22 protein-coding genes are annotated in these 25,766 nt (G+C 46.0%); 21 read left to right on the forward strand and 1 reads right to left on the reverse strand.

Going from position 1 to position 25,766, the window contains the following annotated elements:
* Positions 1-157: 157 nt before the first annotated feature.
* The 21 genes from FKP33_RS17985 to FKP33_RS18085 all read left to right on the forward strand — a co-directional run bounded on the left by FKP33_RS17985 (position 158) and on the right by FKP33_RS18085 (position 25,240).
* Positions 158-4,078, forward strand: coding sequence for an S-layer homology domain-containing protein (locus FKP33_RS17985; protein ID WP_141335945.1), 3,921 nt, complete (start codon positions 158-160; stop codon positions 4,076-4,078).
* 494 nt (positions 4,079-4,572) lie between these two features.
* Entirely contained in the window at positions 4,573-7,668 is a 3,096-nt protein-coding gene (locus FKP33_RS17990) for an S-layer homology domain-containing protein (RefSeq protein WP_258313479.1), read from the forward strand.
* A 134-nt stretch (positions 7,669-7,802) separates the two neighbouring features.
* Positions 7,803-8,336, forward strand: a complete 534-nt coding sequence (locus tag FKP33_RS17995) for a hypothetical protein (protein WP_141335946.1) — start codon at positions 7,803-7,805, stop codon at positions 8,334-8,336.
* A gap of 89 nt (positions 8,337-8,425) precedes the next feature.
* Complete coding sequence (locus FKP33_RS18000) at positions 8,426-8,695, forward strand: alpha/beta-type small acid-soluble spore protein (protein ID WP_054799369.1); 270 nt, start codon at positions 8,426-8,428, stop codon at positions 8,693-8,695.
* 190 nt (positions 8,696-8,885) lie between these two features.
* Positions 8,886-10,088, forward strand: a complete 1,203-nt coding sequence (gene metK / locus FKP33_RS18005) for a methionine adenosyltransferase (protein WP_141335947.1) — start codon at positions 8,886-8,888, stop codon at positions 10,086-10,088.
* A gap of 158 nt (positions 10,089-10,246) precedes the next feature.
* Entirely contained in the window at positions 10,247-12,865 is a 2,619-nt protein-coding gene (locus FKP33_RS18010; RefSeq protein ID WP_141335948.1) for a stalk domain-containing protein, read from the forward strand.
* Between the two features lie 88 nt (positions 12,866-12,953).
* Entirely contained in the window at positions 12,954-14,108 is a 1,155-nt protein-coding gene (locus FKP33_RS18015) for a sensor histidine kinase (protein WP_141335949.1), read from the forward strand.
* 5 nt (positions 14,109-14,113) lie between these two features.
* Positions 14,114-14,839: a response regulator gene (locus FKP33_RS18020; protein ID WP_141335950.1), complete on the forward strand. Its 726-nt coding sequence runs from the start codon at positions 14,114-14,116 to the stop codon at positions 14,837-14,839.
* An 89-nt stretch (positions 14,840-14,928) separates the two neighbouring features.
* Positions 14,929-15,327, forward strand: coding sequence for a glycosyltransferase family A protein (locus FKP33_RS18025; RefSeq protein ID WP_054796301.1), 399 nt, complete (start codon positions 14,929-14,931; stop codon positions 15,325-15,327).
* A 20-nt stretch (positions 15,328-15,347) separates the two neighbouring features.
* A complete protein-coding gene (locus FKP33_RS18030) occupies positions 15,348-17,210 on the forward strand; it encodes an ATP-dependent helicase ComFA (protein ID WP_141335951.1) in 1,863 nt (620 codons plus the stop codon).
* A gap of 275 nt (positions 17,211-17,485) precedes the next feature.
* Positions 17,486-18,022 (forward strand): ComF family protein, encoded by a 537-nt coding sequence (locus FKP33_RS18035; protein ID WP_258313480.1) that lies wholly within the window; start codon positions 17,486-17,488, stop codon positions 18,020-18,022.
* 106 nt (positions 18,023-18,128) lie between these two features.
* Positions 18,129-18,548 carry a TIGR03826 family flagellar region protein gene (locus FKP33_RS18040; RefSeq protein WP_141335952.1) on the forward strand — a complete coding sequence of 140 codons (420 nt, stop codon included), beginning with the start codon at positions 18,129-18,131 and terminating at the stop codon, positions 18,546-18,548.
* A 101-nt stretch (positions 18,549-18,649) separates the two neighbouring features.
* Positions 18,650-18,916 (forward strand): flagellar biosynthesis anti-sigma factor FlgM, encoded by a 267-nt coding sequence (gene flgM / locus FKP33_RS18045; protein WP_141335953.1) that lies wholly within the window; start codon positions 18,650-18,652, stop codon positions 18,914-18,916.
* Positions 18,917-18,933: 17 nt separating this feature from the next.
* Positions 18,934-19,434 (forward strand): flagellar protein FlgN, encoded by a 501-nt coding sequence (locus FKP33_RS18050; RefSeq protein ID WP_141335954.1) that lies wholly within the window; start codon positions 18,934-18,936, stop codon positions 19,432-19,434.
* Between the two features lie 56 nt (positions 19,435-19,490).
* Positions 19,491-21,098 (forward strand): flagellar hook-associated protein FlgK, encoded by a 1,608-nt coding sequence (flgK, locus tag FKP33_RS18055; RefSeq protein ID WP_141335955.1) that lies wholly within the window; start codon positions 19,491-19,493, stop codon positions 21,096-21,098.
* A 27-nt stretch (positions 21,099-21,125) separates the two neighbouring features.
* Entirely contained in the window at positions 21,126-22,040 is a 915-nt protein-coding gene (gene flgL, locus FKP33_RS18060) for a flagellar hook-associated protein FlgL (RefSeq protein ID WP_181410199.1), read from the forward strand.
* 12 nt (positions 22,041-22,052) lie between these two features.
* Positions 22,053-22,631: a DUF6470 family protein gene (locus tag FKP33_RS18065; RefSeq protein WP_141335956.1), complete on the forward strand. Its 579-nt coding sequence runs from the start codon at positions 22,053-22,055 to the stop codon at positions 22,629-22,631.
* An 82-nt stretch (positions 22,632-22,713) separates the two neighbouring features.
* The gene (gene fliW, locus FKP33_RS18070) at positions 22,714-23,169 is read left to right on the forward strand and encodes a flagellar assembly protein FliW (protein WP_141335957.1); all 456 of its coding nucleotides are present in this window, start codon (positions 22,714-22,716) and stop codon (positions 23,167-23,169) included.
* 4 nt (positions 23,170-23,173) lie between these two features.
* Positions 23,174-23,416: a carbon storage regulator CsrA gene (gene csrA / locus FKP33_RS18075; RefSeq protein WP_141335958.1), complete on the forward strand. Its 243-nt coding sequence runs from the start codon at positions 23,174-23,176 to the stop codon at positions 23,414-23,416.
* A 133-nt stretch (positions 23,417-23,549) separates the two neighbouring features.
* Complete coding sequence (locus FKP33_RS18080) at positions 23,550-24,959, forward strand: flagellin N-terminal helical domain-containing protein (RefSeq protein WP_141335959.1); 1,410 nt, start codon at positions 23,550-23,552, stop codon at positions 24,957-24,959.
* Between the two features lie 77 nt (positions 24,960-25,036).
* Entirely contained in the window at positions 25,037-25,240 is a 204-nt protein-coding gene (locus FKP33_RS18085; protein ID WP_141335960.1) for a hypothetical protein, read from the forward strand.
* A gap of 10 nt (positions 25,241-25,250) precedes the next feature.
* On the opposite strand, the gene FKP33_RS18090 is transcribed toward FKP33_RS18085, so the two are convergent.
* On the reverse strand, positions 25,251-25,766 hold a 516-nt coding region (locus tag FKP33_RS18090; RefSeq protein WP_141335961.1), incomplete at its 5' end, for a transposase.

The following is a 25,766-nucleotide window of genomic DNA, read 5'->3' on the forward strand; positions in this document are numbered from 1 at the left end:
TAAGTAAAGTACATGAGACTTTATACAGGGTTAGTGTGTCTAACCATGTAGAAATGCGTTGGAAGGAGGCACTTTCGGAACTGCTCAGACGTTCGTTATTACGTACCCATGCTTTGAATAACCAACATAACCATAAGCAAGCAAGGAGGAGATCAACTTGAAACGCCAGAACAACCGTGCGTTATCCGCATTACTTATTTTCGCCATGCTGCTAACGCTCTGGACGCCTCTTTCGGTAAGTGCGGCTGCGGTTTCCATCACCATCTCAAATTTGAATAACGTGTCGGCTCCGGTATCGGCGACTGACGATACCCCAAGCTCGGCGGCTACGGTGGATACGTTTACGACGAATCCCGTCACGGTGAGCGCCACTATTGCCGGAATACCGGATAACCAAGTCGCAGGCATTTACCTTCGGATTACGAATACGACAACGAAGAAGGTAACGGAAGACAAAGCCATTAAACCCGTTCAAAACGGCAGCGAAATTACATTTAATAATATTATGCTGTCGCAAGGCTTGAATAAAATCGAGATGAAACACGATTCCTTCGGATATACATCCGTACCAGGGTGGGCGAACTTCTCGGCGGCCTTGTCGATCAGTGACCTGAAATTGAACGATCAACAGCTTAACGACAACTCAACGGTGAAGAGAGCCGGTACGCTTGAGGCCATCACAGGTACAGCGACGAATGCCGATGAAATCGTCGTTTATTTGAATGGTACGGCGTATTATCCGGCCAGCTTTTCGCGCAACAAATTTACTTTTTATTTTAATACCGGGCGGATCAGCGACATGAATCTGGAAGCCGGTAATAACGAGCTTACTTTTGTTTCGAAGCAAGGCAACAATACGTACTCGTTAACTCGCAAGTTCTTATATGATGACGGCAAGGCCTATCCATATGACGCAGTCATTAAAGGATTGGGCGCAGCCACCTCCCCGTTAGAGCTTCTCTATCGTCCGACGATTGAAACCAACAACGTCAGTGACGTCGAACTTCGTTTGAAGCTGAAGTCCAATGTAACAACGTCTGTATACCAATACGAGTATGCCGATTTGTACATATCCGGTACGGCAGGGAAATATACTGTCCGTTATGATTTTGCGTCGAACGGGTTTACCAGTACGGGGACCGATCCCGATTTGAACAATGATACGGCGGGTGTGAACACGTTTCATTCGGAGACGCCGGATAGCCCCGATTTTTCCATTCATGATATAACCGTACAGTTGCCTGTCGCGACAGGAAGCTCCAACCAGATTTTTGAGGTTAATTATGTCGATGCCGATAACCGTCTTCCTTCTTTTAAAAGACAGTTCTTTTTCGATTTTGTCGATAAAGACCAACCGTATATTAATCAAGACGTGCAATTGTTTGTAGATGCGACGAAGACGGTTGCGCTGAACAAGCCGAACGGATTCACGCAAATCACCCGATTTCCAGCAAAATTGAAGGTCCTGACCAACAACTCGGCGGGTGTCCTGGTGAAAATCAACGGCCAGCCGTATGACGATATGGACGCGGCCACAGCCAATACAGGCGGCATCTATCCGATTACTGCTGTAACTCCGGCTGCACCGGCGACTCATACCGGGGAGATGACGGTGACATTACAAGGAATTCCGGACGGATCCGCTCTTCTGGAAGTTGTTCCGTGCGCGGACGCCACATGCTCGGCACCAAGACTGGCTTCGACGAAAACCTATAATCTGCAAATCTCCTCTTCGCCGTTGCTGCTCTTGGACAACGTTTATAACGGTATGGTGATTACAGGTAAGGATCAACTGAAATGTACGGCCGCGGCTATGCTGGGGCAGGTGTGTATTTCCGGACGTATTATTAATAAAGCCTCGGCAACGATGGAGGCGACCCTTAATGGAGAGCCGTTAACGATAGACTATCCGAACAGCCCGGCTGACATTGAAACGTTCCGAATCTCCGGGGCGGGATTGAACGTCAACAACGTGCTCAACACCGACGGTAAAAAGACATTGACGTTCAAAGTGAAGGTCAATGGTCAAGAGGTTACATTCAAATACGAATTTTTCATTATTTCCGATAACGGTCCTACCATTACCTTGTTCGATCTGGACTACAATGTGAGCGATCCGCGCTTCGTCAAGAACGCTCAGAGCTACATTACGACAGCTACGCAGATTGATTTGATCGGTCGTGTCACGAACGGGTTGTCTCACAATGCTGTCATTGATGTAACCGTACAGCTGCCGGGCAAATCGACGGAAATAGCGATAGCCAAAACCATTACGACCGTAACTCCGGCGAATGGAGATCCTGCGTATGACGATGTGCGCGTGAACGATTACACCTTTCCTGCAGATACCTACGGGGAGTTTATATTCAATTTGAGAGTCAAGGCTGCAAGCGGGTCCGAAGTGAAGCAGCAAATTCGTATTACGAAGGAACCGCAGCCTTACCGCATCATTGATCCGTTATCGCTGGGCAATTCTACGGGCTTCCAAGACCTTTTATTGATTAAAAACTCGGACGGCAAGGCGCAGCTGAATATCAACAAAAACTATCAGACGCTTCTGATTTATGCGGAGAAAGCAACACAAGTTCTCGTCGGCAAAGAAGAGGCGATGGAGCAAAAGGCATATCCGGGCGTGTTCCGTTATGAAGTGACAAATTTAAAAGCAGGCAAAAACGAAATTAAATTCACTGTCGTACGCGGTACGAATCAACAAGCGGGTTCTATCGTGTTGAACAATACGAATACAGCTATTGAAGGTCTGCAATACAAAGCGAAAATGGGCACTTCGTTTAAAGTATTCGAGGGGGATGTCAGCTTAACGTTCCCTAAAGACACGAAACTGATTCGTAACGATCGTAATGATAAGTTCATTACATCCGAGCGGAGCCTTCTGTTTGCGATTGCCAGCACGGTTGACGGACGTGTCGAGAAAACAGAAACACCGGCGTTCAAAGATTTCTTGAATGAAACGACAGGACGGTTCAGACCGGCAAGTAAACGTTTCTGGATCGATGCCGGTACGATTGAGAATATTGCCGACGGCGATCCAAACAAAGAAGCGCTTATGACGCAAGCTTTGACCAAGGGCGGCGGCCGTTTGCCGACGGAACCGTCCGACATTAATTCAAGTGTAGGTCAATTCCAGAATCGCGATATCAATTATTTAGTCGTTCCAAGCAAACCGGGTACGCTTACTCTGAAATACGATGCCGTAATCCGTGACGATGCATGGCGTTATCTCACCGTGTATCAATATAATGTATTTGAGAATTTGAATGGGAGTCTCACGCCTTCAAGACCAAACGGAGAATGGCGCAATATCGGCGGCGTCGTGAATCCGAAGAACAACACGATTACCGTTCCGATCGATTCATTCGGCTACTTCCAGGTCATGTACATGGACAATGGTTTTGGCGATCTGGATACGGCTACGAACAAACACTGGGCGAAGCTTTATATTGAAGCTTTGTATTCCAAAGGCATTATGCGCAGCAAGGATACGGAACCGAACCGTTTCTTGCCGGATGAGTTTATTTCCCGGGGCGAATTCGTGCAGATGCTCGCTAATATCTTCGATCTGCCGTTAGAAAACCCGGATACACGTGTCGATACCGGGGATCGCACTTATAACGGCATGTTTATCGATGTTCCGCGCGGCAGCGACTTGAGAAGCGGCTTTGGCCTGTATGACTTTAAGCATATTGAAGCGGCTGCCCGTGCAGGTATTATTCGTGGCCAAGCCGGCAATATCTTCGGGCATGACCAATCGCTAACGCGGGCGCAAGCGGCTCTGATGATCGCAAGAGCGGCGGATTTGAAAATGAACTCCGATCTCACGAAAGCGTCCCAAGCGCTTCAGAAAGCTTATACCGACGGGGTTAACATTACGGATCCTGAGTTTGTTCCGGCTATTGAAGCTATCACGAAAGCAAAATTGATGGACGGAATTCCGAATGATTTGCTTGAGGGACAAAGCAAACAAACAGTCCGCTTTGACGCTGGCTCCAACATCACTAGAGCGCAAGCTGCAACTATCGCTTATCGTGTCCTGCAGCAGCAAAAGAAATTCCCGAAATAAGAAATCACGACAAGAAACTATCTTCGCTGCAAGCAGTTGCAGACGAAGATAGTTTCGTTACATACAAGGGATGTCCAATGAGTATGGTGTATGGAAAATACTAAGTAATGACGAAAGTGATATATCGCGATATACTAAGTTTCGTAAGTGAGCGGCACACGAAATGATAGATAAAAGTGAAGCGAAGCTTGCGGGTTAAAAAAACGACAGAAAAACAAAAAAAGTTTTTCGAGAGGCGCAACTTTTTAAAAAACCTTGCGTTTAATACAGTGAATCACGCAAGGAACAAGGAAAGAGCATTAAACATTGGATAATATTCACAAAATTTGCTCTTTACCTTTGGTGGCATGTCAGTGTATAATGTTAAATGGCATGCGAGTCTCTAAGTAGGGACATTATTAGTGTTTACTAGTTTCTGCAAACTTATACGTTGCAGACTTAACTAAGTTAAAATCATTTTTGCTCTAAACTCTGGGAAGGGGGTGAATCGGCTAATGAGGGAAATGAGCTATAATTTATCTAAAGAAAACTCTCAACAACCGAAAGATATTCGAGGAGGAGAAAAAAAGGTTATGAAAAAAAGTTTATCTGCAATTTTGTCCTTGGCTATGGCATTCTCGATGTTTTCTTCCGTTGCGTTCGGCGCTGAAGCTGAAGCTAAGAAAACATCTGCTGACTTCGACGATTTGAAAGATCTGGCAGCAGAACAAAAAGTAATTTTCGATGCAATGATCTCTGGCGGCATCTTCGACGGCGTAGGCGAAAAAACATTTGGTCTGAAAGACAAAATGAACCGCGCTCAATTCGCTAAAGTTGCAGCTTTGATTTTTGATCTGCAAGTTGACACTTCCTTGAAAACTTCCAGCTTCAGCGATGTAAAAGCAGAAGACCCAGCTAACGGCTACGCTCTTCCTTACATCGAAGCTTTGAAAGCAGCTGGCTTGACTGACGGTTATGCACCTGGTGAATACAATCCTGCTGGCGAAGTTACTAAACAAGAACTCGCAACTTTCCTGGTTCGCGGTCTTGGTTGGGAAGCTGAAGCAAAAGCAAGCGCTGGCGTAAGCGACAAAACAGTTTCCGACTGGGCTAAAGGTTACGTTGCAGTAGCAATCGAGAAAAAAATCTTGACTAGCGGCGAAGACGGTACTTTCGGTGGTACTTCCGCAGCTACTCGTGACTTGCTCGTATTGTCTTCCTACGCTGCTGACAAACAATACGTTCCAGCTGGTAAAGTTAGCGTAACTGGTGCAAAAGCAGTTGGCGCGAAAACAGTTGAAATTTCTTTCAATAAACCGGTTGATACTGATAAAGCAAGATTCAAATTGAAAAAAGGTACTGTTGAAATTGCAACAGGAGATGCAAAGTTCTCCGATGACAAGAAAACAGCAACGTTGCCTTTGACTGACGTTAAAGTATCTGCTGGTTCTTACTCGGTAGAAGTTACTGGTCTTGATGCAGCGACTGTAGATAAAACTACAGCTGAGTTTACTGCTGAAGACGAGAAAGTAACGAAAATCGATTTTGTTAACGCTAGCGAAACTGTTGCAAAAAGCAACCGCGTTCGTGTGAAATTGAAAGCTTCCAACCAATACGGCGAGAACGCTTCTTTCTCCGCTGGTTCTTATACCGTATATGCTGACTCTGCAGCAAATGCACAATTGTCCAAATTGGATAGCGGTGAGTTGTTGTTGAAATTGGATACAAGCTCCTACACTTCTGGAACCGGATTGGTTGCGGTTAACATCTACCACAACGAAACACGTGTTACAGCAACAAAAACATTTAAAGTAGGAACTGAGCCGTTCATTTCCAAAATGGAATTGGGCGCAATTAAGTACTCCAACGGCAAAGACAGCATTTCTACTAAAGGCGAAACAGCTACCTTCGACGTTGTGAACTACGATCAATACGGTAACATTGTACCTTACAGCACATCAGATGATACTAATACTCGCGTAGTATTCAATGGCTATGAGCCAAACTTGGATTACTCCGTTGGTGACACAAACAGCGATGATATCGCTGATGTGAAAATCTTCCTTAAAAACAATATCGACAAACCAGGTGACTTCACATTTACGGTTTACAACCAAGCGGGTACATCTACTGGCACGGTAAAACTGACATCTGGCAAAGTTGCTGTTAAAGTAGAACTTGGCGATGTTAATAACGTGATTGCAGCTGGTGACAAAGATGCTTATGTTCCAATCACAGCTTATGATGCTGACGGTAATGCTTTAAGCATTGATGATCTTACTAACACTCAAAACAAAGCTAGAATCAAATTGAGCGCATCCTCTGACACAAATATAAAGAAAGCTGAACTGGTAACAGTGGGAGAGCATAAAGGCAAAATCAAAATCCCTGTCATACCGACAGCATCTAAATCAATCTTATCTTTGACGGCTTATATTGCTGAGCCAAATGCTAACAGCACGGTTACGAAGCAATTTACGATTGCTGATGTTCGCGTGCCTGAAAGCTTCAAAGTAGTAACGGATTCCGATAAGAAAATCATTGCTGGTGGCGAAAGCAAATTTAAAATTCAAGTGTTTGACCAATACGGTAAAGAGTTGAAAAATATTCAAAACACTGATGGTAACGGCGGCGTAGGAACGAAAGACCAGTATAGCGTAACAGTTACAGCTGCCACTTACAAAGGTGTTAGCATTGTTCCAGACAGTTCTTTTAATCTGAACGTCACTCCAGAAGCTTCTGTTCCAACTGTCGTAAATGGTACTGATGTTGAGCTCTTTAATAAAGAGCACAAGTTTGTTTACAACAGTGGTGCTCCAGCTGGCGGCTATGCAGAATTGAAAGCTGAAATCAAAAAGAACGGTAATACGATCAACAGCATTACTAAGAAGATCGAAGCGATAGGAAATGAAGCAGAACTGACTTACAATGTTGCTGCTGTTAGCGATATTTTCAACGCAATTGATGCAAGCTCTGTTTACGCAGCAACATATGACACTAATAAAACGCTTGAACTTACAGAACAAGAGTCGGCCGGATTTAGTAAGTTTGCAAAACAAGTAAAAATTACCGCAACAGATAGCGCAGGTAATACAGTTGCAATTCCACAAACTGTTCAGTCGATCACATCTTCTAACCAAGCTGCTGTAAGAACAGATGTTAGAGAATCCACAGCGAACGGTGTAACCATTAGAAAAGGTTACGTAATTGGTAACAAAAAAGGTTCTGCACAAGTTAATGTATCGTTCATTAATAACGAAAATGAACTTGTATTGAAAACCTTGAATGTGAACGTTCTGGATGATAATATTACATCGACGAAAATTGAAGCAGGTAACACTACTCGTACACTTGCTCAATTTAATGCTCAGAAGAATGCCTTCGTATTGTCTAACCTGAAAGTAACGGATAACTACGGTGTTACTTATGAAGGACTTGATGCTCAGAAGTATAACTATCTCTTCGGTGTAGTTTGGACTGTTAAGGGTGGAGATGGTAAAGTAACTGTTGACCAATACGGCAACATTACTGCAGATCCAAGTGTAACTGGCTTTGACCTGATTGCAACAACTGCAACTGGCTTGCAAGCTACAACTTCTGTTGGTGAGTAACTAATCATCATTAAGCTTTCTTGAAGAAAGAAGACCTTTGGGTCTTCTTTTTTTAATATTTAATGATTAGAAATACATTTGTTTTGAAACTATCTTAACTAAGCTTTAAAATATAGGAAGAGGAGCTTAAACTAGTGAAACCGTCAATAAATAAAACCTTTATTCTAGTGATCGCACTATTCCTAAGTGTCATCTATATTACAAATGCGGAGGGTGTAACTTCACCTGGTTCGGTCAACGATCCCCTCATTACGAAAAGCTATTTCGACGAAAATATTGATAAGAAAATTACAGAAGCTATTGCCAAATATACAAGTAATGCAGGCAATAAACCTGATTCATCAACCCCAACTCCAGCCGCAACCAATTCCGACCTTACCATCGTTGAACTCAAGCAATCCCAAACTTTATACGGTGGTTCCGGTACAGAGATCATCGTCCGCACAGGCAAAGTACTCGTCACCAGCTCGGATGAAAGCGGTATCGCTGACGTTACCATAGGTAAAGATATTACGAATGGCGCACCGGTCGAGCTGAATCATTTGCTTATTGTTCCACGCGAAGGACGGGGAATTAAGCCGGACCCTAAAAACAAACAAGACATATTCGTCATGGTACGCGGAAGCTATTCCATTTTAAATGCCGACGGTACAAAAGCTACTCCATAATTTTACCCTTGCGACCAATCATTTATACGTTTGACTTCCTTCGGAGCGGTCATACTAAGCCCACATCCCGATGAAGGAGGCTTTCGATTATGTCGAAAACAAACAAGAAGGTCGTACCGGAGAGCGGAAAAGCGTTGGATATTCTGAAGTATGAAATTGCGGCCGAACTGGGGCTACCGGTAGGTAAACAGATGGCGAGCATGAATGTGGAGTTTGCGACAGAGCTTGGTTCAATTCCGTCCCAACAAGTGAAAGAGGATTATTGGGGGCATATCGCATCTCGTGATGCAGGCGCTGTCGGGGGAACGATTACTTCCCGCCTAATTAAAAAGGCCGAGGAAACGTTGTTCGGACTCTAGCTGGAAACAATTTAAAGCACTAATTGTTAATTTTTTTGAACAAGTCCCGAATTCATTGACAGTGTTGGACAAATCCAGTAACATACAGAATGAAGGTAAACATTAAAGAAACCTTTTCCACTCGGAAAAGGTTAATTTTTTGCATGTAGACTTATTCATTAATTAATACTAGCAGTAGGAGGTTGTTCTAATGTCCAATTCAACCGGTCGTCGCTTGTTTACATCCGAGTCCGTTACCGAAGGTCATCCGGATAAAATTTGCGACCAAATATCCGATTCCGTTCTGGATGCTTTTCTTGCTAATGACCCTAACGCGCGTGTTGCGTGCGAAGTTTCCGTTGCTACAGGTTTAGTGCTTGTGATCGGTGAAATTTCAAGCCGTTCGGAGTTTGTCGATATCCAATCGATCGCACGTCAAACGATTAAAGATATTGGCTATACGCGAGCTAAGTATGGTTTTGACTCGTCCACTTGCGCCGTGCTTGTTTCCTTGAATGAGCAGTCGCCTGACATCGCACAAGGGGTAGACCAAGCCCTCGAAGCACGCGAAGGTCAAATGTCGGACGATCAGATCGAAGCGATCGGAGCGGGCGACCAAGGGATGATGTTCGGTTTTGCAGTCAATGAAACTCCTGAATTGATGCCATTGCCGATTTCTCTTTCTCACCAATTGTCCCGCCGCTTGTCCGAAGTTCGCAAGAACGGTACGCTTGGCTACCTCCGTCCGGATGGTAAAACGCAAGTTACTGTCGAATACGATGGAGCAAAGCCGGTTCGTGTCGACACGATTGTCGTTTCTACCCAGCATGCGGAAGAAATTACGCTGGAGCAAATTCAAGCTGACATTAAAGAGCATGTCATCAAGCCGGTTGTACCGGAGCACTTGATCGATGCCGATACCAAATACTTCATCAACCCGACGGGGCGCTTCGTTATCGGTGGACCACAAGGGGATGCAGGTCTCACAGGCCGTAAAATTATCGTCGATACGTACGGCGGTTACGCTCGTCACGGCGGCGGCGCTTTCTCCGGTAAAGATCCGACGAAAGTTGACCGCTCCGGCGCATATGCAGCACGCTATGTTGCGAAGAACATTGTTGCCGCAGGTCTTGCCGACAAGTGCGAAGTACAGCTTGCCTACGCAATTGGTGTGGCTAAGCCGGTATCGATCTCCGTCGATACATTCGGTACAGGTACAGTGAGCGAAGAGAAGCTGGTCGAAATCGTTCGCAAAAACTTCGACCTGCGCCCTGCAGGCATTATCAAAATGCTCGACCTGCGTCGCCCGATTTACAAGCAAACGGCAGCCTACGGACATTTTGGCCGTACGGATATCGATTTGCCTTGGGAGCGTACGGACAAAGCGGAGCAGTTGAAAGCAGACGCACTGTAATATATCAGCGTTCATGATCTGTCTAAGCAAGACGATCCGATTCGATTCGGATCGTCTTTTTGACTTTGTCGAATATTATACTATGCAATGAACGTAACTTTTCTCATAGAATAAGAGTCTAATAGAAAGGAGAGTGAAATAGAGAGGAGATTAATAGCGTGATTTTGCACAAGAAGTGGCGAAAGTTGTCGTATGTCGTACTAGCAGCTAGCGTTATCCTATCATCTTGGTCAGCGACAACCGCTGCCTTTGCACAAAGCCAACCTGTTCTAACGATGGTGAACCAGGAAATTTTAACGTCAGGCGCTATATTGAAAAAATACACTTGGCAGACGACCCGTAACAATAAAGACGTAAAAGTGAACGCGAATGTAGTGGAAGTGGACTTGACGAATTCGAACGTCAAATTGGATGTGATGACGGGTACCAACAATCAGTTTACGAAAAAGCAGACCGTGCTCGGAATGGCTATAGAGACGAAAGCCGTAGCCGGAGTGAACGGAGATTTCTATAACACGCAGGCTGAAGGGGTACCGATGGGCCCGCAAATAAGTAACGGACAGCTTATGGCGACTCCGCCGTATTTACCGGGCTTTTACACATTCGCCCTCGATCAGAACAATAAACCGATTGTGGACTTATTTACTTTTAAAGGAAACATCATAGCGAAAGATGGAGCGAGCTATCCGCTTGGCGGGATTAATAAGACGTATTACTGGTTTGAGCCGGGCGGGGAGCATAGTCATATCGACGGCCTCTTCATGTACACGAATGCCTGGGGGCAGGTGGACCGCTCCAACGACGGAGTGACTTATCCGACCGAAGTGCTGGTGCAGAACGGCATCATCACGCAGATCCCGGAGAACGGCGTTGTGAATATGATTGCTCCCCAAGACGGGTATATTTTGCGCGCATCGGGCAAAGCGGCCGAGTTTGTGCGTGCCCACCTGAAAGTAGGAGATCCGATAAAGGCGGACTATGAAGTGCTTGCTCAGGACCCGAATACGAAGTACGACGTGACCAAGTTCAAAATGATGATCGGTGGCCACACGATTCTGGTGGACGGCGGCCAGCCCGCAAAGTTCTCGCGTGAAGTGGCGAGCTTGTGCTGCACCCGTTCCCGAACGGCGATCGGGTACTCGAAGGACGAGAAAACGGCTTATCTCATTACAGCCGATTACAGCGGCGAAAGCAAGGGTTTGAGTATGACCGAGCTGCAGCAGTTTATGATTCAGGTCGGCGTATGGAAGGGATTAAATCTCGACGGCGGCGGCTCTACGCAAATGGTCGCCAGACCGCTCGGTGAATTCGAGCCGGTGCTTGTCAACAAGACGGAAACCGGCATACAACGGAAAGTTGTGAATGGTGTAGGCGTCTACTCCATTGCCCCTAAGGGGCAAGTAAAAGGTTTATTCGTCCAAGCCCCTAACGTATTGTTCCTCGGGGAACATTCGCCGCTTAGCACCAAAGCTTACGACGAATACTACAACCCGATGGAAGCGGGTACGATGACCGCCCAGTGGAGCGTCGCCGATCAGAGGGGCACATTTAAAGAAAACGTATTTACACCGACCAAGGCGGGTATGGCTAAAGTAACCGCCGTATCCGGCCAAGCAAGCTTTACGGCTGACGTGGAGGTTGCCGGAAGGAACCAAATCGCCAGTATGAAGATCATGACCGATAGCTTGGCTTTGTCCGAAGGCGAGACTTATAAAATCCCCGTAGTCGCGACAACCGTCTCGGGCAAAACGAGGGAGATTCCGGCGGAACTCATCGAGTGGGAGGTTCTCGGCATTAAAGGTCAGGCGGCTAACGGGAAACTGACGGTTGAAAGCCTCAACGGCAGCACTGGCGCTCAACTGATCGCCCGTTATGACGGTTATAGCACAATGTCGACAATTCCGGTCGGGATCGACAAAACCTGGTATGACCTCGACAATTTTGCTGTCATGACGATGTCCGATCAGAAGCCCGCGGAAGTTAAAGCGTCCGTACAGATCAAACCGAGCGAGACGAATAATAAGTACCTCGAGCTGCAGTATGATTTTACGCAGGGGACAGGCAACAAATGGGCTTATGCGACGCTGGATACCGGAGTGCTCATTGAAGGTCAGCCGCAAATGCTGAAGGTAAAAGTGAACGGTGACGAGAGCTTAAACTGGCTGCGGGCCGAAATTCTCGATAACAGCGGAAAAATCCATTACGTCGATTTGGCGCGCAATATTAACTGGAAAGGCTGGAAGCAGTTGACAGCCGACTTATCCGAATATAAAATGAATTATCCGATTCGTGTGAAGAGCTTGTATTTGGTTAATGAAGAAATCGGACAGGACGAACGGGCGGCGAAAGGCAGTATCGGAATCGACGATATCGCCTTTACTTATCGCGGCAGCGTCCAGCAGCCGGCACAAAATTCGGTAGGGTTGACGATTAACAAGAAGGCGGTTACGGTGAACGGGAAAAGCCTGACTTTGGAGCAGGCGCCCTATATTACGGAAGGAAATACATTGATTCCGATTCGTTTCGTAACGGATGCGCTGGGCGGTACGGTCCGTTGGGACGAGAAGGAACGCAAAGTTACGGTCATCCGGGGAACCAAGATGATCGACCTATGGATCGATCAGAAAGACTTGCTTGTCAACGGTCAGCGCATCACAGCCGAGGTAGCGCCTGTCATTAAAAGTGATATAACTATGGTTCCACTCCGGATTTTATCCGAGAATTTGGGCTGGAAGGTGACTTGGGACGCTAAGACTCAGCAAATCACGATGCAATAATTAGTGCTTCAAGCTCTCACATTCTTTCGTGATTATGGTACTATATTGCTAGAACGAACGAGAAAAATGGCGAAGGAGCACTGTCCGGATGCAAGTCGACGTCTTTGACCGCGTCATCAAGAATGCCATTAATGTGATGGAGAACAGCAAGTACCAGGTATTTGAGATTTGTGAGAGTGTCCGGGCTGAACGCGAAGCGCTTAACAATGAGCTGCAGCTTGTCATTGAAGAAACGAAGAAGATGATCGACACGGTGGATCGTTTTGAGGTCGATTACCGGCGGTCCCGCATCCGATTGACGGAAGTCAGCCGCGATTTCAAACGATTCAATGAAGAAGATATTCGCGCCGCGTACGAAGCGGCTACTCAACTCCAGGCCCAATTGGCTATTCATAGGGAAAAGGAACTGCACTTAAAACATCGCCGCGATGATTTGCAGAAGCGAATCAAGAATGTAGATAAACAATTGGAGCGGGCGGAAACGTTAGTGTCTCAATTCGGCGTCGTTCTGGAGTATTTGTCAGGAGACCTGAATCAGGTGACGCGCATATTGGAATCCGCCAAGAACCGCCAACTATTGGGCTTGAAAATTATATTGGCACAGGAAGAAGAACGTAAGCGCATTGCCCGGGAAATTCATGACGGCCTGGCGCAAAATATGGCTAACATGGTGCTTCGTACGGAAATTACCGAGCGGATGTTGGCCAAGGAAGCCTATAACGCGGTAAGAAATGAATTAAGCGATCTGAAGCTAAGCGTGCGGAGCGGAATTGAAGAGGTTCGGAAAATCATCTTCAACCTCCGCCCCATGGCGCTTGACGATTTAGGCCTCGTGCCGACGCTTCGTAAATTCGTCCAGGATTACGAAGAGAAAGCGAAAATACGTACCAAGTTCGAAATGGTGGGTAAAGAAATTCGTCTGCCTTCGGGCATGGAGGTTGCGATCTATCGACTCGTGCAGGAGACGTTCTCTAATGTCCACAAGCACGCACAGGCTACTCATGTGACGCTCGAGCTGACCTTCCAACAGCAAATGGTCAAATTGACGGTGAGTGACAACGGCATGGGCTTTTCGACCGAAAACATAGATAAGAAGATTGCCAATGGCACACACTACGGATTGATGGGCATGCGGGAACGCGTAGAGCTTCTCGAAGGCAGAATGGATATTGAATCGACGGTGGGCGTAGGAACGAAAGTTTCCATGGTCATACCAATTAAATCGGATTCCAGAGAGGAGTAAGAATTATGGATATCATGGGCAATGTCAAGCGCCCGATAAAGCTGGTTCTTGCGGATGACCATCAGTTGTTTCGCGAGGGAGTTAAGCGGATTTTAAATATGGAGAGCGATTTGGAAGTCGTCGGCGAGTGCGGAGACGGTATTCAGGTTCTGGAATTATGCAATACGCTTCACCCGGACATCGTCCTGATGGACATCAACATGCCGGTCGAGAATGGCGTCGTCGCAACGGAGAAGCTGAAAGATATTTTTCCCGATATTAAGGTGATCATTCTCTCCATTCATGATGACGAAAGCTATGTGTTTGAGACGCTTCGTAAGGGAGCTTCCGGTTATTTGCTGAAGGACATGGAAGCAGAGTCGCTCATTAACGCGATTCGCTCGGTTGTCGCGGGACATGCCTACATTCACCCCAAAGTGACAGGCAAGCTGATCAATCAACTGCGCCGAATGACTTACTTGGACGAGCAAGGCGTCTCCGGTACCAGTACCGCGGCCAAGGAAGCCGGCGTGAAATATGTGCATATGGACAATAGCCCGCTGACGCGCCGCGAAGCGGAAGTGCTTCGTCTTATGGCGGAAGGCAAGAGCAATAAGATGATCGGCGAGTTTCTTTACATAAGCGAAAAGACGGTAAAAAACCATGTAAGCAGTATTCTGCAAAAGATGGAAGTCGATGATCGGACGCAAGCGGTCATTATCGCTATTAAGAACGGCTGGGTAACCCTGTAAGCTGCCGGACGACAGCAGTCTTTATTTAGATTCCCAAGGCACCAACCTTATGGAAGCGGCATATACTGCTCTTAAGGGAGGGAGCCGCTATGATGATAGGCTTGGTTTGGATCATGGGCTTTTACGCTGCGGGAATCGCAATCATCCATACGCTTCACTGGCGTTGGAAGCGGCACGGAAGCCATCGCATCACGCATTATGTGCTCCGAACGAGGAATAACGGACGCGATATTGAGTGGTATTTGAGGTCACTGCATTTGTTCTCCTGGATAAAGGGTAAATCGATCGAGGTGACACTTGCCGACGAAGGATCTACGGACGAGACGATCGCTATTGCCGAGCGGTTAAGCAAGGAACATCATCTGAACATTCATACGCGTGTGGAAGACAATTGGGACGAGTGGATGTTGAAGCACGAGCATGAGCAGATTGTGATTGTCCAGCTTAATCAAGCAGATGGTTTAGAAACCGCCTTCAAATATATGTGATCATCGGATAAAGGAGTAGCATGAAAGCATTCGTCTATTTGCTGGATAGTGCGAAAGAGAAGTCCTGGCACGTTTCTTTGGAACTGCGGGCGGATCAGGATCATTCGGTTCGGGTACACGGTCGAGATTTTCGTCTGCGTGTGCTGGAACCGTCTTTGTCATTCGGACAAGCCTACGCTCTTGTGAAGAGCTTGAACGGACGGAGGGGGGACGACTTGGCCGGGTTGCGGCGGGCAGCCGCCGGGTTAGGTTGGAAGGCTTCCGCTACGGACCACTGGAGACTTTGGTCTTGGCGTCCGCAAGCAAGCGATGAGGTGACCAAAACAGCTTGGATCGAAACGGATCGTCTAGTGTCGGCTTTAGCCCAGGGGGTCGAAGGAAGAAGCTTATTGCTGGAGGAGCTGGAGGCGCTTCTGAAAGAGAAGTCCTGGGGGCAAGCAGAGTCTCATGCAGGCTTACCCTATTTGCTCCAACTGGCATGGCTGCAAAAGCGGTTGGCGCTCCACCCGGGTATACAGGCAGGGAACGTTCGTCACGCCCTGGGACTAGCCGGTTGGCGTAGGGCGCAGGCTCGCTGCCTGCGGTGCGGGAGCACAGGCATACAGGGGAAGACTGAGGAAGCGGGGCTTGTTGTATGGTCGGGCTGTCCGTCGTGCGGGACCGATTGTCCGTATTGCGAGGGCTGTTTGACGATGGGCAGGGTTCGCTCTTGCAGCCCGCTGGTTCAGGGCATTCGAGCGACCGTAATGAAACGCGAGGTTAGTAAGGGTCCGCTACAGTTGAAGTCTAATACCGCTTACCTTGAATCATGGGGGCTAAGCCCGATACAAGCTGCCGCATCGGAGGAAGCATTGAGTTTTTTGAAAGCAAATAAATCCCTTACCAGTGAAAAAACGGGTATGAGCCGGTTTTTAATTTGGGCGGTCACCGGGGCGGGAAAAACCGAAATGATATTTCCGATGATCCAGTACACGGTCGAATCGCACGGCAAGGTGGCGGTCGTGACGCCGCGGAGGGATGTCGTTCTGGAGCTGAAGCCGCGGTTGGAGAAGGCATTCCCGCACATTCGTGTCGTCACGTTGTACGGCGGCAGTGAGCAGCGCTGGGAGCGAGGCGAGCTTACCTTGGCGACGACGCATCAGATGATGCGGTTTAAGGAAGCTTTCGATCTGGTTATCGTGGATGAAATCGATGCTTTTCCATATCACAACAATCCTATGCTGCTCTATGCGGTGGAACAAGTATGCTCGCCGGGCGGATCCTTTATCTTGCTATCCGCCACACCTCCCGAGGGGCTGCAGCAGCAGGTGCGCGCAGGCCTCCTGCCGCATGCCCGGGTACCTGCAAGATACCATAGGCGCCCGCTGCCCGAACCGGTATTGCTCCGATGTTCTCCGATAAAGCGATTGCTGCAGGAACAGCGGCTGCCGGCACGTTTACAATCGGCGATTCAGAGGTCTCTGACTCGAGGCGCGCAAGTGTTTGTGTTTGTGCCGAATATCAAAACGGTTGATTCCTTTGTTACCTTGCTTCGTAGTGCGTTCCCGGGTTATGGAATAGAGGGGACGTCCTCGAGGGATGCTGAGCGCGCGGAGAAGGTGGTCTCCTTCCGTTCCGGGGCCACCCGGCTGCTGGTGACGACGACCATTCTGGAGCGAGGCGTGACGATTCCGAAATCCGATGTGTTTATTGTGGAGGCCGGGTCTTCCATGTTCGATGCCGCTTCGCTGGTCCAGATGGCCGGTAGAGCGGGACGCTCTGCGCAGGACCCGAACGGATTCGTTTATTTTGCCGCTGAGGAGAAAACCAGATCTCAGGTTCAGGCCGTCAAGCAGATTAAGGAGATGAATGCGTTAGCTCGAAAAAGAGGATATATCGACTAGGGCGTTAGGAGGAGGATCTGGACATCATTCAACCGTGGAAAGAACGATGGTTTTCTTTATGGAAACGATGGGTGCGAGGTATGGAAGGGCAGCTCGCTCCGCGCGCGCGAACTTGCTTGGTATGCGGCAATGCGAGTAAAGGGAGCGTCTCGGCGCAGCTGCAGGTGTGCCGGTCCTGCGAGGCGGCAATCCCATGGATACGAAACGTACAGTGTGCGCGCTGCGGCCGGCACGAGCGCTGCCCGGACTGCACAAGGCGGGAGGAGACCTACTTCGTGCAAAACCGCAGCTGCGTTCGTTATGACGAACAGATGAAATCATGGCTGGCGCTGTACAAGTACCGTGGCAAAGAATCGCTCAAACGCGTGCTCGGAAATATGCTGGTCCACGCGTATCATCTGCATCGGCTCGCGCACGAGCAAGAGGCTTGGCCAAAGCCCGATCAAGCCTATATGACCTTCGTTCCACTAAGCGAGGAGCGTTACGGGGAGCGGGGATTCAATCAGGCTGAGCAAATGGCTGTCGAAGTAAGCCGCTTGACCGGCATTCCGGTGCTTCCTCTACTCCGTCGTACCCGCCATACCGCGAAGCAAAGCTTTAAGGGCAGAGCGGACCGGTTGGACGATATGCAGGGAGTGTTTGAGTTGATTCCGGAGGCGGTCAGTCAACTGCTCTCGTACACTTGCACGCAGCGTACGCACCTCTACATTGTAGACGATGTATATACGACCGGAAGCACCTTGAACGAGTGTGCCCGGGTCGTTCGCAAGTCCTTGCCCGTGCAGGTATTTGGTCTTACTTTTGCCAGATAAGACATGTGTGAATCTTACCACTTTTTCGAAAAAAGGAAGTGCATTGTCCTAATGTTTGAGCTAAACTAGGGGTATAGAGGTTGGCTTATAGACAAGGAGGTATGTCATGAGTCTGAATGTGGCAAACTGTTACCGGTGTGGTAAAATATATGTGAAAAACATGCACGGCCTATGTCCGAACTGCATCAAGGACATTGAAAGCCAGTATGAGAAATGTTTGAAATATCTCCGTGAATATCGGACATGCACGATCCATGAATTGAGCGAAGCAACGGAGGTACCGGTAAAGCAAATCACGAAGTTCATCCGTGAGGGCCGTATCTCCATTAAGAATAACCCGAATATGTCGTACAGCTGTGAGGTTTGCGGGACAGCTATAAAGGATCATACCATTTGCGATTCCTGCCGTACGCGGCTGGCGAAGGATGCGAGCAATATGATGGAAGACGATCAGCGAAAGAAAGAAAAGCAGGAGGGCAAAGTAACGTATATAATTAAAGATCATTTGCAAGACCGTTACAATTAACTAGTTGAAATTAACCTAAACTTTTCTTTAGTCCCCACCGATAAAAGTAGTAACAAGCTTATCGGTGGGTTTTATTATGGCCGAAACAGAGGTGAATTTTTATGAAAATCAACGGAAGCAATCGAGTGGGCGCAGTCAATCCATACAAAAAAAATCAAGAAGCGCACCAACCGACGGTCAGCCACAGAACGGGCAAAAAGAAAGATCAGATAGAAATATCGAGTGAAGCCAAGGAGTTGATGGAGACGCAGAATCCGAGACCTGTTTCGAAAGAAAAGATCGAGGAACTGAAGAAATCCATTTCTACAGGGGCGTATCGTGTAGATGCTCGGTTATTGGCAGAGAAGATACTTCCGTTTCTTAAATAAGATTTGAGGTGACCTCAGTGGCTTTCCAAGCTTTGATACAGATCATGAACACACTGAATGACCAACATGCCATCTTATTAGACTTGGCAGAGCGAAAGAAACAAGTGCTAATCCGAAATCAAGTTGATCAATTGACGGTGATCCTGACCAAAGAAACCAAGCTAATAAAGCAGATCTCTGAAGCGGACCAGCAACGAATAGACGCCATTCAACAGTTTTTATTAGAGAAGGGATATAAACCGAATTCTCGGGTTACGGTAAGTGACTTGACAAAAATTATCTTCAATGTGGAAGATAAGAAGCTGCTGCTTGAAACTCAAAAAGATCTCTTGGCAACAATCCGTAAACTGCGAGAGATTAATCGAATTAATCAGGATCTTATCGAACATTCTCTGGCTTTCATAAATTATTCACTTGACCTTATAATAGGCCCGCCGGATGATGGGGCAGTCTACCATCATCCTCAACAACAATCACTTGGTCCAAAACGTCCGGGCTTGTTTGATACTAGAGCATGATTAAACAAAACCAAGACTCCAATACTTTTGCACGGTAAGAAAGGGGAATTACTCCGATGCGCTCCACTTTTAGTGGAATTGAAATAGCCAAACGCAGTTTATTTACTCAACAGGCTGCTTTGACGACAACGGGCCACAATATTGCTAATGCAAATACTAAGGGATACTCGAGACAAGTAGTAAATATGGTCGCATCCAGACCTATCGAATATCCAGGAATGATGCGGAGTAACATACCTGGACAAATGGGCCAAGGGGTTGAATTTGATCATATTAAACGAATTCGTGAAAGATTCTTAGATAATCAGTTCCATAATGAGAATAAAAGTTTGGGTGACTGGTCTATCCGAAAAGATACGCTGGATAAACTGGAGACGATCATTAACGAACCATCGGATACAGGAATTCGACAAACTATAGAAGGCTTTTGGAACGCTTGGCAGGAGCTCAGTAAATCTCCTGAAAATACGACGGCTAGAGTTTTAGTTAAAGAACGAGCGCTGGCGATGACCGATGCCTTTAATCACACATCCCGGCAGTTTGAGGATTTATCTAGTGATTTAACAAAGAATATTGAAGTTAAAGCCGGCGAAGCCAACCTTATACTAAATCAAGTAGCCAAACTCAATGAGGAGATCTACCGGATAGAGGGTCTAGGGAACGATGCAAATGACTTGCGAGACCAGCGAGATCTACTTGTAGATGATCTCTCTAAAATTATGAACATTACCTTTACCGAAGAAGACAGAGGTTACAATATAAGCATGGGCAACGTCCAGCTTGTAGCCGGTAACCAAGTAAACAGCCCGCTAACTAGGGCATCGTTGGAGCAAGCGGCTACGAGCAACGATTTAAACAGCGGCGAAATATACGGTATGATTCAGTCACGTGACCATTACGTAGCCAACTACCAATTTCAATTGGATAATATGTTGAAAGTTCTTGTTCAAGGTGACGTTAAAGTTACGCTGCCTAAAGACATGGTTGTACCTGATGGAACGACTTTGAACATAGTGAAGCCGGATGGTACAACAGAACCAATGACCTATTCCGGTTCTATTACAGATCGAACGTTGCCTAGTGATATGGACGTTATTGTCAACGGGTTTAATGGTTTACATGCTTTAGGCTACAGTGGCTCCAGCCCATTGAAATCGGGCGTGGCGTTCTTCACATTGAAACCAGGGAGCACAGAATTCACGGCAGAGAGTGTTACTGTAAATCCGGTTATTCAAAATGACGTCTCGAATATCTCTTCTTCCTCCCGCAGTTATACGGATACAGATGGGATCGATAAGGTTGTAAAAGGTAATAATGATATGGCTCTTCTCCTTGCCGGGCTTCGAAATAAAAAGGTGAATTTTGATCCGAGTGCTTCTGGCAAACCTATATTAACAGATGGGACGTTCGATGAGTTCTATCGTTCCATGGTCGGCGAGCTTGGTGTCCAAAGTCAGGAAGCAGCACGTCAAGCCACTAATCAGCAGGTTTTGGTTGAACAAGTGGAGTCAAACAGACAAGCTGTCAGTGGCGTTTCACTGGACGAAGAAATGGCAAACATGATTAAGTACCAACATGCATACAGTGCTGCTGCACGTTCCTTAACAACCTTCGATGAGATGTTGGATAAAGTGATCAACGGAATGGGTGTCGTAGGTAGATAATTCTTAAGTAAAGGTGGCCACTGACATATGCCTATACGTGTTACGCAGGGAATGTTGAATAATCAACTGCTGCGGAATATAAATACCAATTTAAATCGGATTAACGTTCATCAGAACCAGCTCTCAACTGGACGCACAATCAACAAAGCTTCGGATAATCCTGTAGGGATAAGTTTTTCTTTGCGATATCGCAGTGAGTTGTCTGCTAATGATCAGTTTGAGAGCAACATTGATACAGCCATCTCTTGGTTGGAATTCACAGATACAATGCTGAATCAGGCCACAAGCGTCATGCAACGTACTCGTGAGCTTGCCGTTAACGCATCTAATGGGACCAATCCTCAAGCGGCTTTAGATGCGATTAAAAGCGAAGTGGAACAATTATATTCTCAGATGGTTACGATAGGTAACAGTGAATTTAACGGCAAATATGTATTTAACGGTCAACTGACGGATAAGCCTCCATATAAGGAAAGTACTGCAGGTACAGACGCTATCGATACAGGGGAGATAAAGTTTGATGTTGGGGCGGGGGTTCGGGTAACGGCCAATATTACAGGAGATAAAGTATTTGGAATGCCCGATGATCCCAATGCACCTGGAACCAATGATAATATCTTTGTTATTATGAAGGATATGGTTAAGGCCCTTGAATCGGGTAACTTTGATGGCATTCAAAACTCTTTAGGAAGACTTGATAAGCAAAACGATGTATTCCTAGAAGCTAGGGCTGACGTAGGAGCTCGCTTGAACCGTATTGAACTTGCCCAGCAAAGACTTCAAGATATAAGCATCAATCTTCAGACTCTTCAATCGAAAACAGAAGATGCCGATGTTTCCGAAGTCATAACCAATTTAAAAACAGATGAAAACGTATATCAGGCATCTCTTTCTGTAGGCGCCAAAATTATTAGTGCGACTTTAGTGGACTTTATTAGATAGGAGGGATGGTATTTGTTATCCAGAACTCCTCAGATCCAAATTCATCAGCAATATGGTCGGATCGGAATAGATGCTGACTTAGGCCAATATGAAATTTATCAGCGCAGTGCGACTCAAGAAATAACGACGGATCCAGCAAAGCTCGAGATGAATACAACACCAGCTGAGCTCATTATTGATAATAGCAAGTGGCGGGATGCAATGGGGAATGGCCCTTTTCTGGAAGTAATGAATCGGATTTATTCTCAATGTCGTAGCATTGCTCTCCAAGGAATCGCGAAAACAGTCGAAGATGGAAATCGAATGGCTCAAATACATACGGGGGAAAATGTGATTGCCTCCTTAGCTAGAGAAAGTACGAACGACATTGATTTTTATGAATATATGTACATGGGTGAAGCTTCTTTAGATAATATTGATATCCAATACAATCCGGCGAAAGTTAACCTCAATTATACGCCTGCACATGTAAATCATCGGATCAAAATGAATCCTCCAGAAATTCAGTATCATAGAGGGAAGCTTGAGATTTACATGCTGCAATATCCCAAGGTAGAAGTAACCCCGCCGCAGATGGATGTAAAAATTTAATGCAAAAGTGGAGGCTATAGGTGCTGATAAAAAGCATCTATAGCTCATTTTTTATTAGATACATTAGAAAGGATGTTGCAGCATGTTATTAAAAACGGAGACTTTGGGGGAAGTACTGTACCAAGAGCAGGATATTTTAAATTTTTCACAAGGAATTCCGGGGTTTGAGAAATTTCAGAAATTTTTGATTATTCAGCAGGAAGAAGACTTGCCTTTTGCCTATTTACAATCCATTGAGCTGGATCGACTTCAATTTGTTTTGATTAACCCCTTTATCATATATAAGTCATATGAATTCGAGCTTTCGTCTGAGCTGCTAGAGGAGCTGGAGATCGAGTCTGAAGAAGATGTGGAGATCTGGTGCATTGTGACGGTTCAGGAGCGGGTGGAGGAGACTACTGTGAATTTAATGGCCCCGGTTGTTCTGAACAAGACCAAGCGTATAGGGAAACAAGTTGTTTTGCATCATTGGTGTTACCAGACCAAACATCGACTAGCAGATTTAATGGCCTCTGAAAGTCTAAATCAAGGAGAGTGAAGACATGCTCGTGCTTTCTCGCAAGCCAGGTGAATCCATAATGATTGGGGATAATATCGAGCTCGTGGTTTTAGGTACGGAAGGGGACGTAGTGAAGATTGGGATCGTTGCTCCTAAGCATCAGCCAATATTACGCAAAGAGATTTACACGGCTGTTAAAGACTCAAACACCCAAGCCCTAAATTCTACAATAAATCTTAAACATTTAAAAACAATGATCGAAGAAAAAAACAATAAAAAGCTATAAACTTTTGTCTGCTCTTAGACGATAAATAAAATTATAGAGGGGATGAAAAGGGCGGCCGACCTTGACCATCTCACTTTAAATCATAATGAATCCACATGGATGTGGAGTCAGACACTTCAAGGAGGAAGTAAAAATGAGAATTAACCACAACATTGCGTCTTTGAACACGTATCGTCAGTTGAGCACTAACTCTGCTAACACAAACAAATCCATCGAGAAATTGTCTTCCGGTCTCCGCATCAACCGTGCTGGTGACGATGCAGCTGGTCTGGCAATTTCCGAAAAAATGCGCGGCCAAATCCGCGGCTTGGACATGGCTTCTAAGAACTCGCAAGATGGTATCTCTTTAATTCAAACCGCTGAAGGTGCATTGAACGAAACTCACAGCATCCTTCAACGTATGCGGGAACTCTCTGTTCAAGCATCCAACGATACAAATACTACTGATGACCGTGCGGAGCTTCAAAAAGAGATTGACCAGTTAACAAGTGAGATTGACCGTATCGGTAACACCACCGAATTTAATACTAAGAAACTGTTAAATGGTGGAGCTGGAATTACAACAACTTTCAGTGCTGAGACCGTTGCAGGTGTAACTCAGAACTGGATTGATGTTGTTGGCGGAACAGCTGACACCAAAGCTGACAATACTGATATTGTTATCACTGCAGCAACCAAAGCTACTGCAGCAACAACTGCTGCTACCACTGTGGCTGCTACTACAGCTGCTGCTCATACCCTTACTATTAATGGTTATACAGTGTCTTTCACAGGTAGTACAACTGTTGATACTGCAGGTGCGGCAGCGGCTGCAGCAGTTAACGCAGTTTCCGATGAACTCGGTGGGATTACGGCAACCTATGATGCTGCAACTGATGCTTTTAGTTTAACTTCTAAAGATGTAGGTTCTGCTGCTCAGATTACATGGAGTGCAAGTGCAGGTGCTTTAACTGCGGCTGCCATCACGAACAGTCAAGCTCAAGGTGCAGACGCCACAATCACTTCTGCAACGTTAGGTACTTATACGGCTACAGGAAATACAATTAAAGTTACAAGTGGTAACTATGAAGGACTTGAGTTGAAAATTAACAGTACAACAGCGTCTGCTACAGGTACTGATAACGACGCAACCTTCAAAATTACTCAAAATGGCTCATTAGGTTTTCAAATTGGTGCTAACCAAGGACAAGATATGAGCATTTCCATTGCAGACATGAGAGCTGAAGCGCTAGGGGTAAACAACATTAATGTTACAACTGCAACTAGTGCAAAGAATGCAATTACAACTGTTGATGACGCAATTAAAAAGGTTTCTGGTGAACGCTCTAAACTTGGTGCTTATCAAAACCGTTTGGAACACACTATCAACAACTTGAATACTTCTTCTGAAAACTTAACAGCCGCTGAATCTCGTGTACGTGACGTGGATATGGCTAAAGAAATGATGGAGCAAACTAAGAACTCTATCCTTGCTCAAGCCGCCCAAGCTATGCTTGCACAGGCTAACCAACAACCTCAAGGGGTACTTCAGTTACTACGTTAATATTAGCAATATAAAAGAGGATTGGGTTTTCCCAGTCCTCTTATCTTTTGAATAATTGAGTTTGGAGGTAATAAAAAATGAAATTCGCAGTTGGTGCAAAGATAGTGGTCACTTCTGTAAATTATAATCATGATAAACGTGTAAATACACCTTTTAGTAAAATAGTCGGTTTGCGTGGCACTATTGTAAGAAAGAGTCTTATGGAAGATAACGCTTATAACGTTAAACTTGATATTGGTGAAACAGTCCTTTTATACGAAGATGAAATTAAGAAGGTATAGAGTAGGGGGGTTATGCCCCCACCGCTTCTGGCTCAACTGGAACAGGTGGCTGACTGTAGGGGGTCATATTCTTCATCATGTTAAATAGGATACGGACAAGTCTTCTGGCTACATAAACCATTGCTTGCTTCTTCTTCCGCCCTTCTTTAATCTTCTTCTGATAGTATTCGTGCATGATGGGGTTTATACTTTTCCTAATTTGCGTTAATGCTAGAGCATAGAAAGCGTTATTTAGTTCTCTATTGCCTAATTTGTTTGAGTAACGGTTTATAGATTCACCTGAACTATGCTCAAAAGGTGCTATACCTGCTAGTTTGGCTAGTTGGGAATCGTTTTTAAACCTCTTAATATCCCCGATATTGGCAATAAAGATAGCAGCTAAGACCGTATCAATGCCTTTCATGGTCTTAATAGGATATCCTGTTTCCTCGATTAACGTGTCTAGTTGCTCTTCTAGAGTGGCAATTTCCTTTTCTAAGTTGTCAATGGATTGGATATAAGAACAGATATTTTGATTTCTCTCTTC

The organism is Paenibacillus sp. tmac-D7, from assembly GCF_006519665.1.
Lineage (GTDB): Bacteria > Bacillota > Bacilli > Paenibacillales > NBRC-103111 > Paenibacillus_G > Paenibacillus_G validus.

Excerpts from the sequence above, each read along its gene's own strand:
- FKP33_RS17990 (WP_258313479.1), top strand. The coding sequence starts at position 4,573 with ATGAGGGAAATGAGCTATAATTTATCTAAAGAAAACTCTCAACAACCG.
- FKP33_RS18000 (WP_054799369.1), top strand. The coding sequence starts at position 8,426 with ATGTCGAAAACAAACAAGAAGGTCGTACCGGAGAGCGGAAAAGCGTTG.
- metK (WP_141335947.1), top strand. The coding sequence starts at position 8,886 with ATGTCCAATTCAACCGGTCGTCGCTTGTTTACATCCGAGTCCGTTACC.
- FKP33_RS18015 (WP_141335949.1), top strand. The coding sequence starts at position 12,954 with ATGCAAGTCGACGTCTTTGACCGCGTCATCAAGAATGCCATTAATGTG.
- FKP33_RS18020 (WP_141335950.1), top strand. The coding sequence starts at position 14,114 with ATGGATATCATGGGCAATGTCAAGCGCCCGATAAAGCTGGTTCTTGCG.
- FKP33_RS18025 (WP_054796301.1), top strand. The coding sequence starts at position 14,929 with ATGATGATAGGCTTGGTTTGGATCATGGGCTTTTACGCTGCGGGAATC.
- FKP33_RS18030 (WP_141335951.1), top strand. The coding sequence starts at position 15,348 with ATGAAAGCATTCGTCTATTTGCTGGATAGTGCGAAAGAGAAGTCCTGG.
- FKP33_RS18040 (WP_141335952.1), top strand. The coding sequence starts at position 18,129 with ATGAGTCTGAATGTGGCAAACTGTTACCGGTGTGGTAAAATATATGTG.
- flgM (WP_141335953.1), top strand. The coding sequence starts at position 18,650 with ATGAAAATCAACGGAAGCAATCGAGTGGGCGCAGTCAATCCATACAAA.
- flgK (WP_141335955.1), top strand. The coding sequence starts at position 19,491 with ATGCGCTCCACTTTTAGTGGAATTGAAATAGCCAAACGCAGTTTATTT.
- flgL (WP_181410199.1), top strand. The coding sequence starts at position 21,126 with ATGCCTATACGTGTTACGCAGGGAATGTTGAATAATCAACTGCTGCGG.
- fliW (WP_141335957.1), top strand. The coding sequence starts at position 22,714 with ATGTTATTAAAAACGGAGACTTTGGGGGAAGTACTGTACCAAGAGCAG.
- csrA (WP_141335958.1), top strand. The coding sequence starts at position 23,174 with ATGCTCGTGCTTTCTCGCAAGCCAGGTGAATCCATAATGATTGGGGAT.
- FKP33_RS18080 (WP_141335959.1), top strand. The coding sequence starts at position 23,550 with ATGAGAATTAACCACAACATTGCGTCTTTGAACACGTATCGTCAGTTG.
- FKP33_RS18085 (WP_141335960.1), top strand. The coding sequence starts at position 25,037 with ATGAAATTCGCAGTTGGTGCAAAGATAGTGGTCACTTCTGTAAATTAT.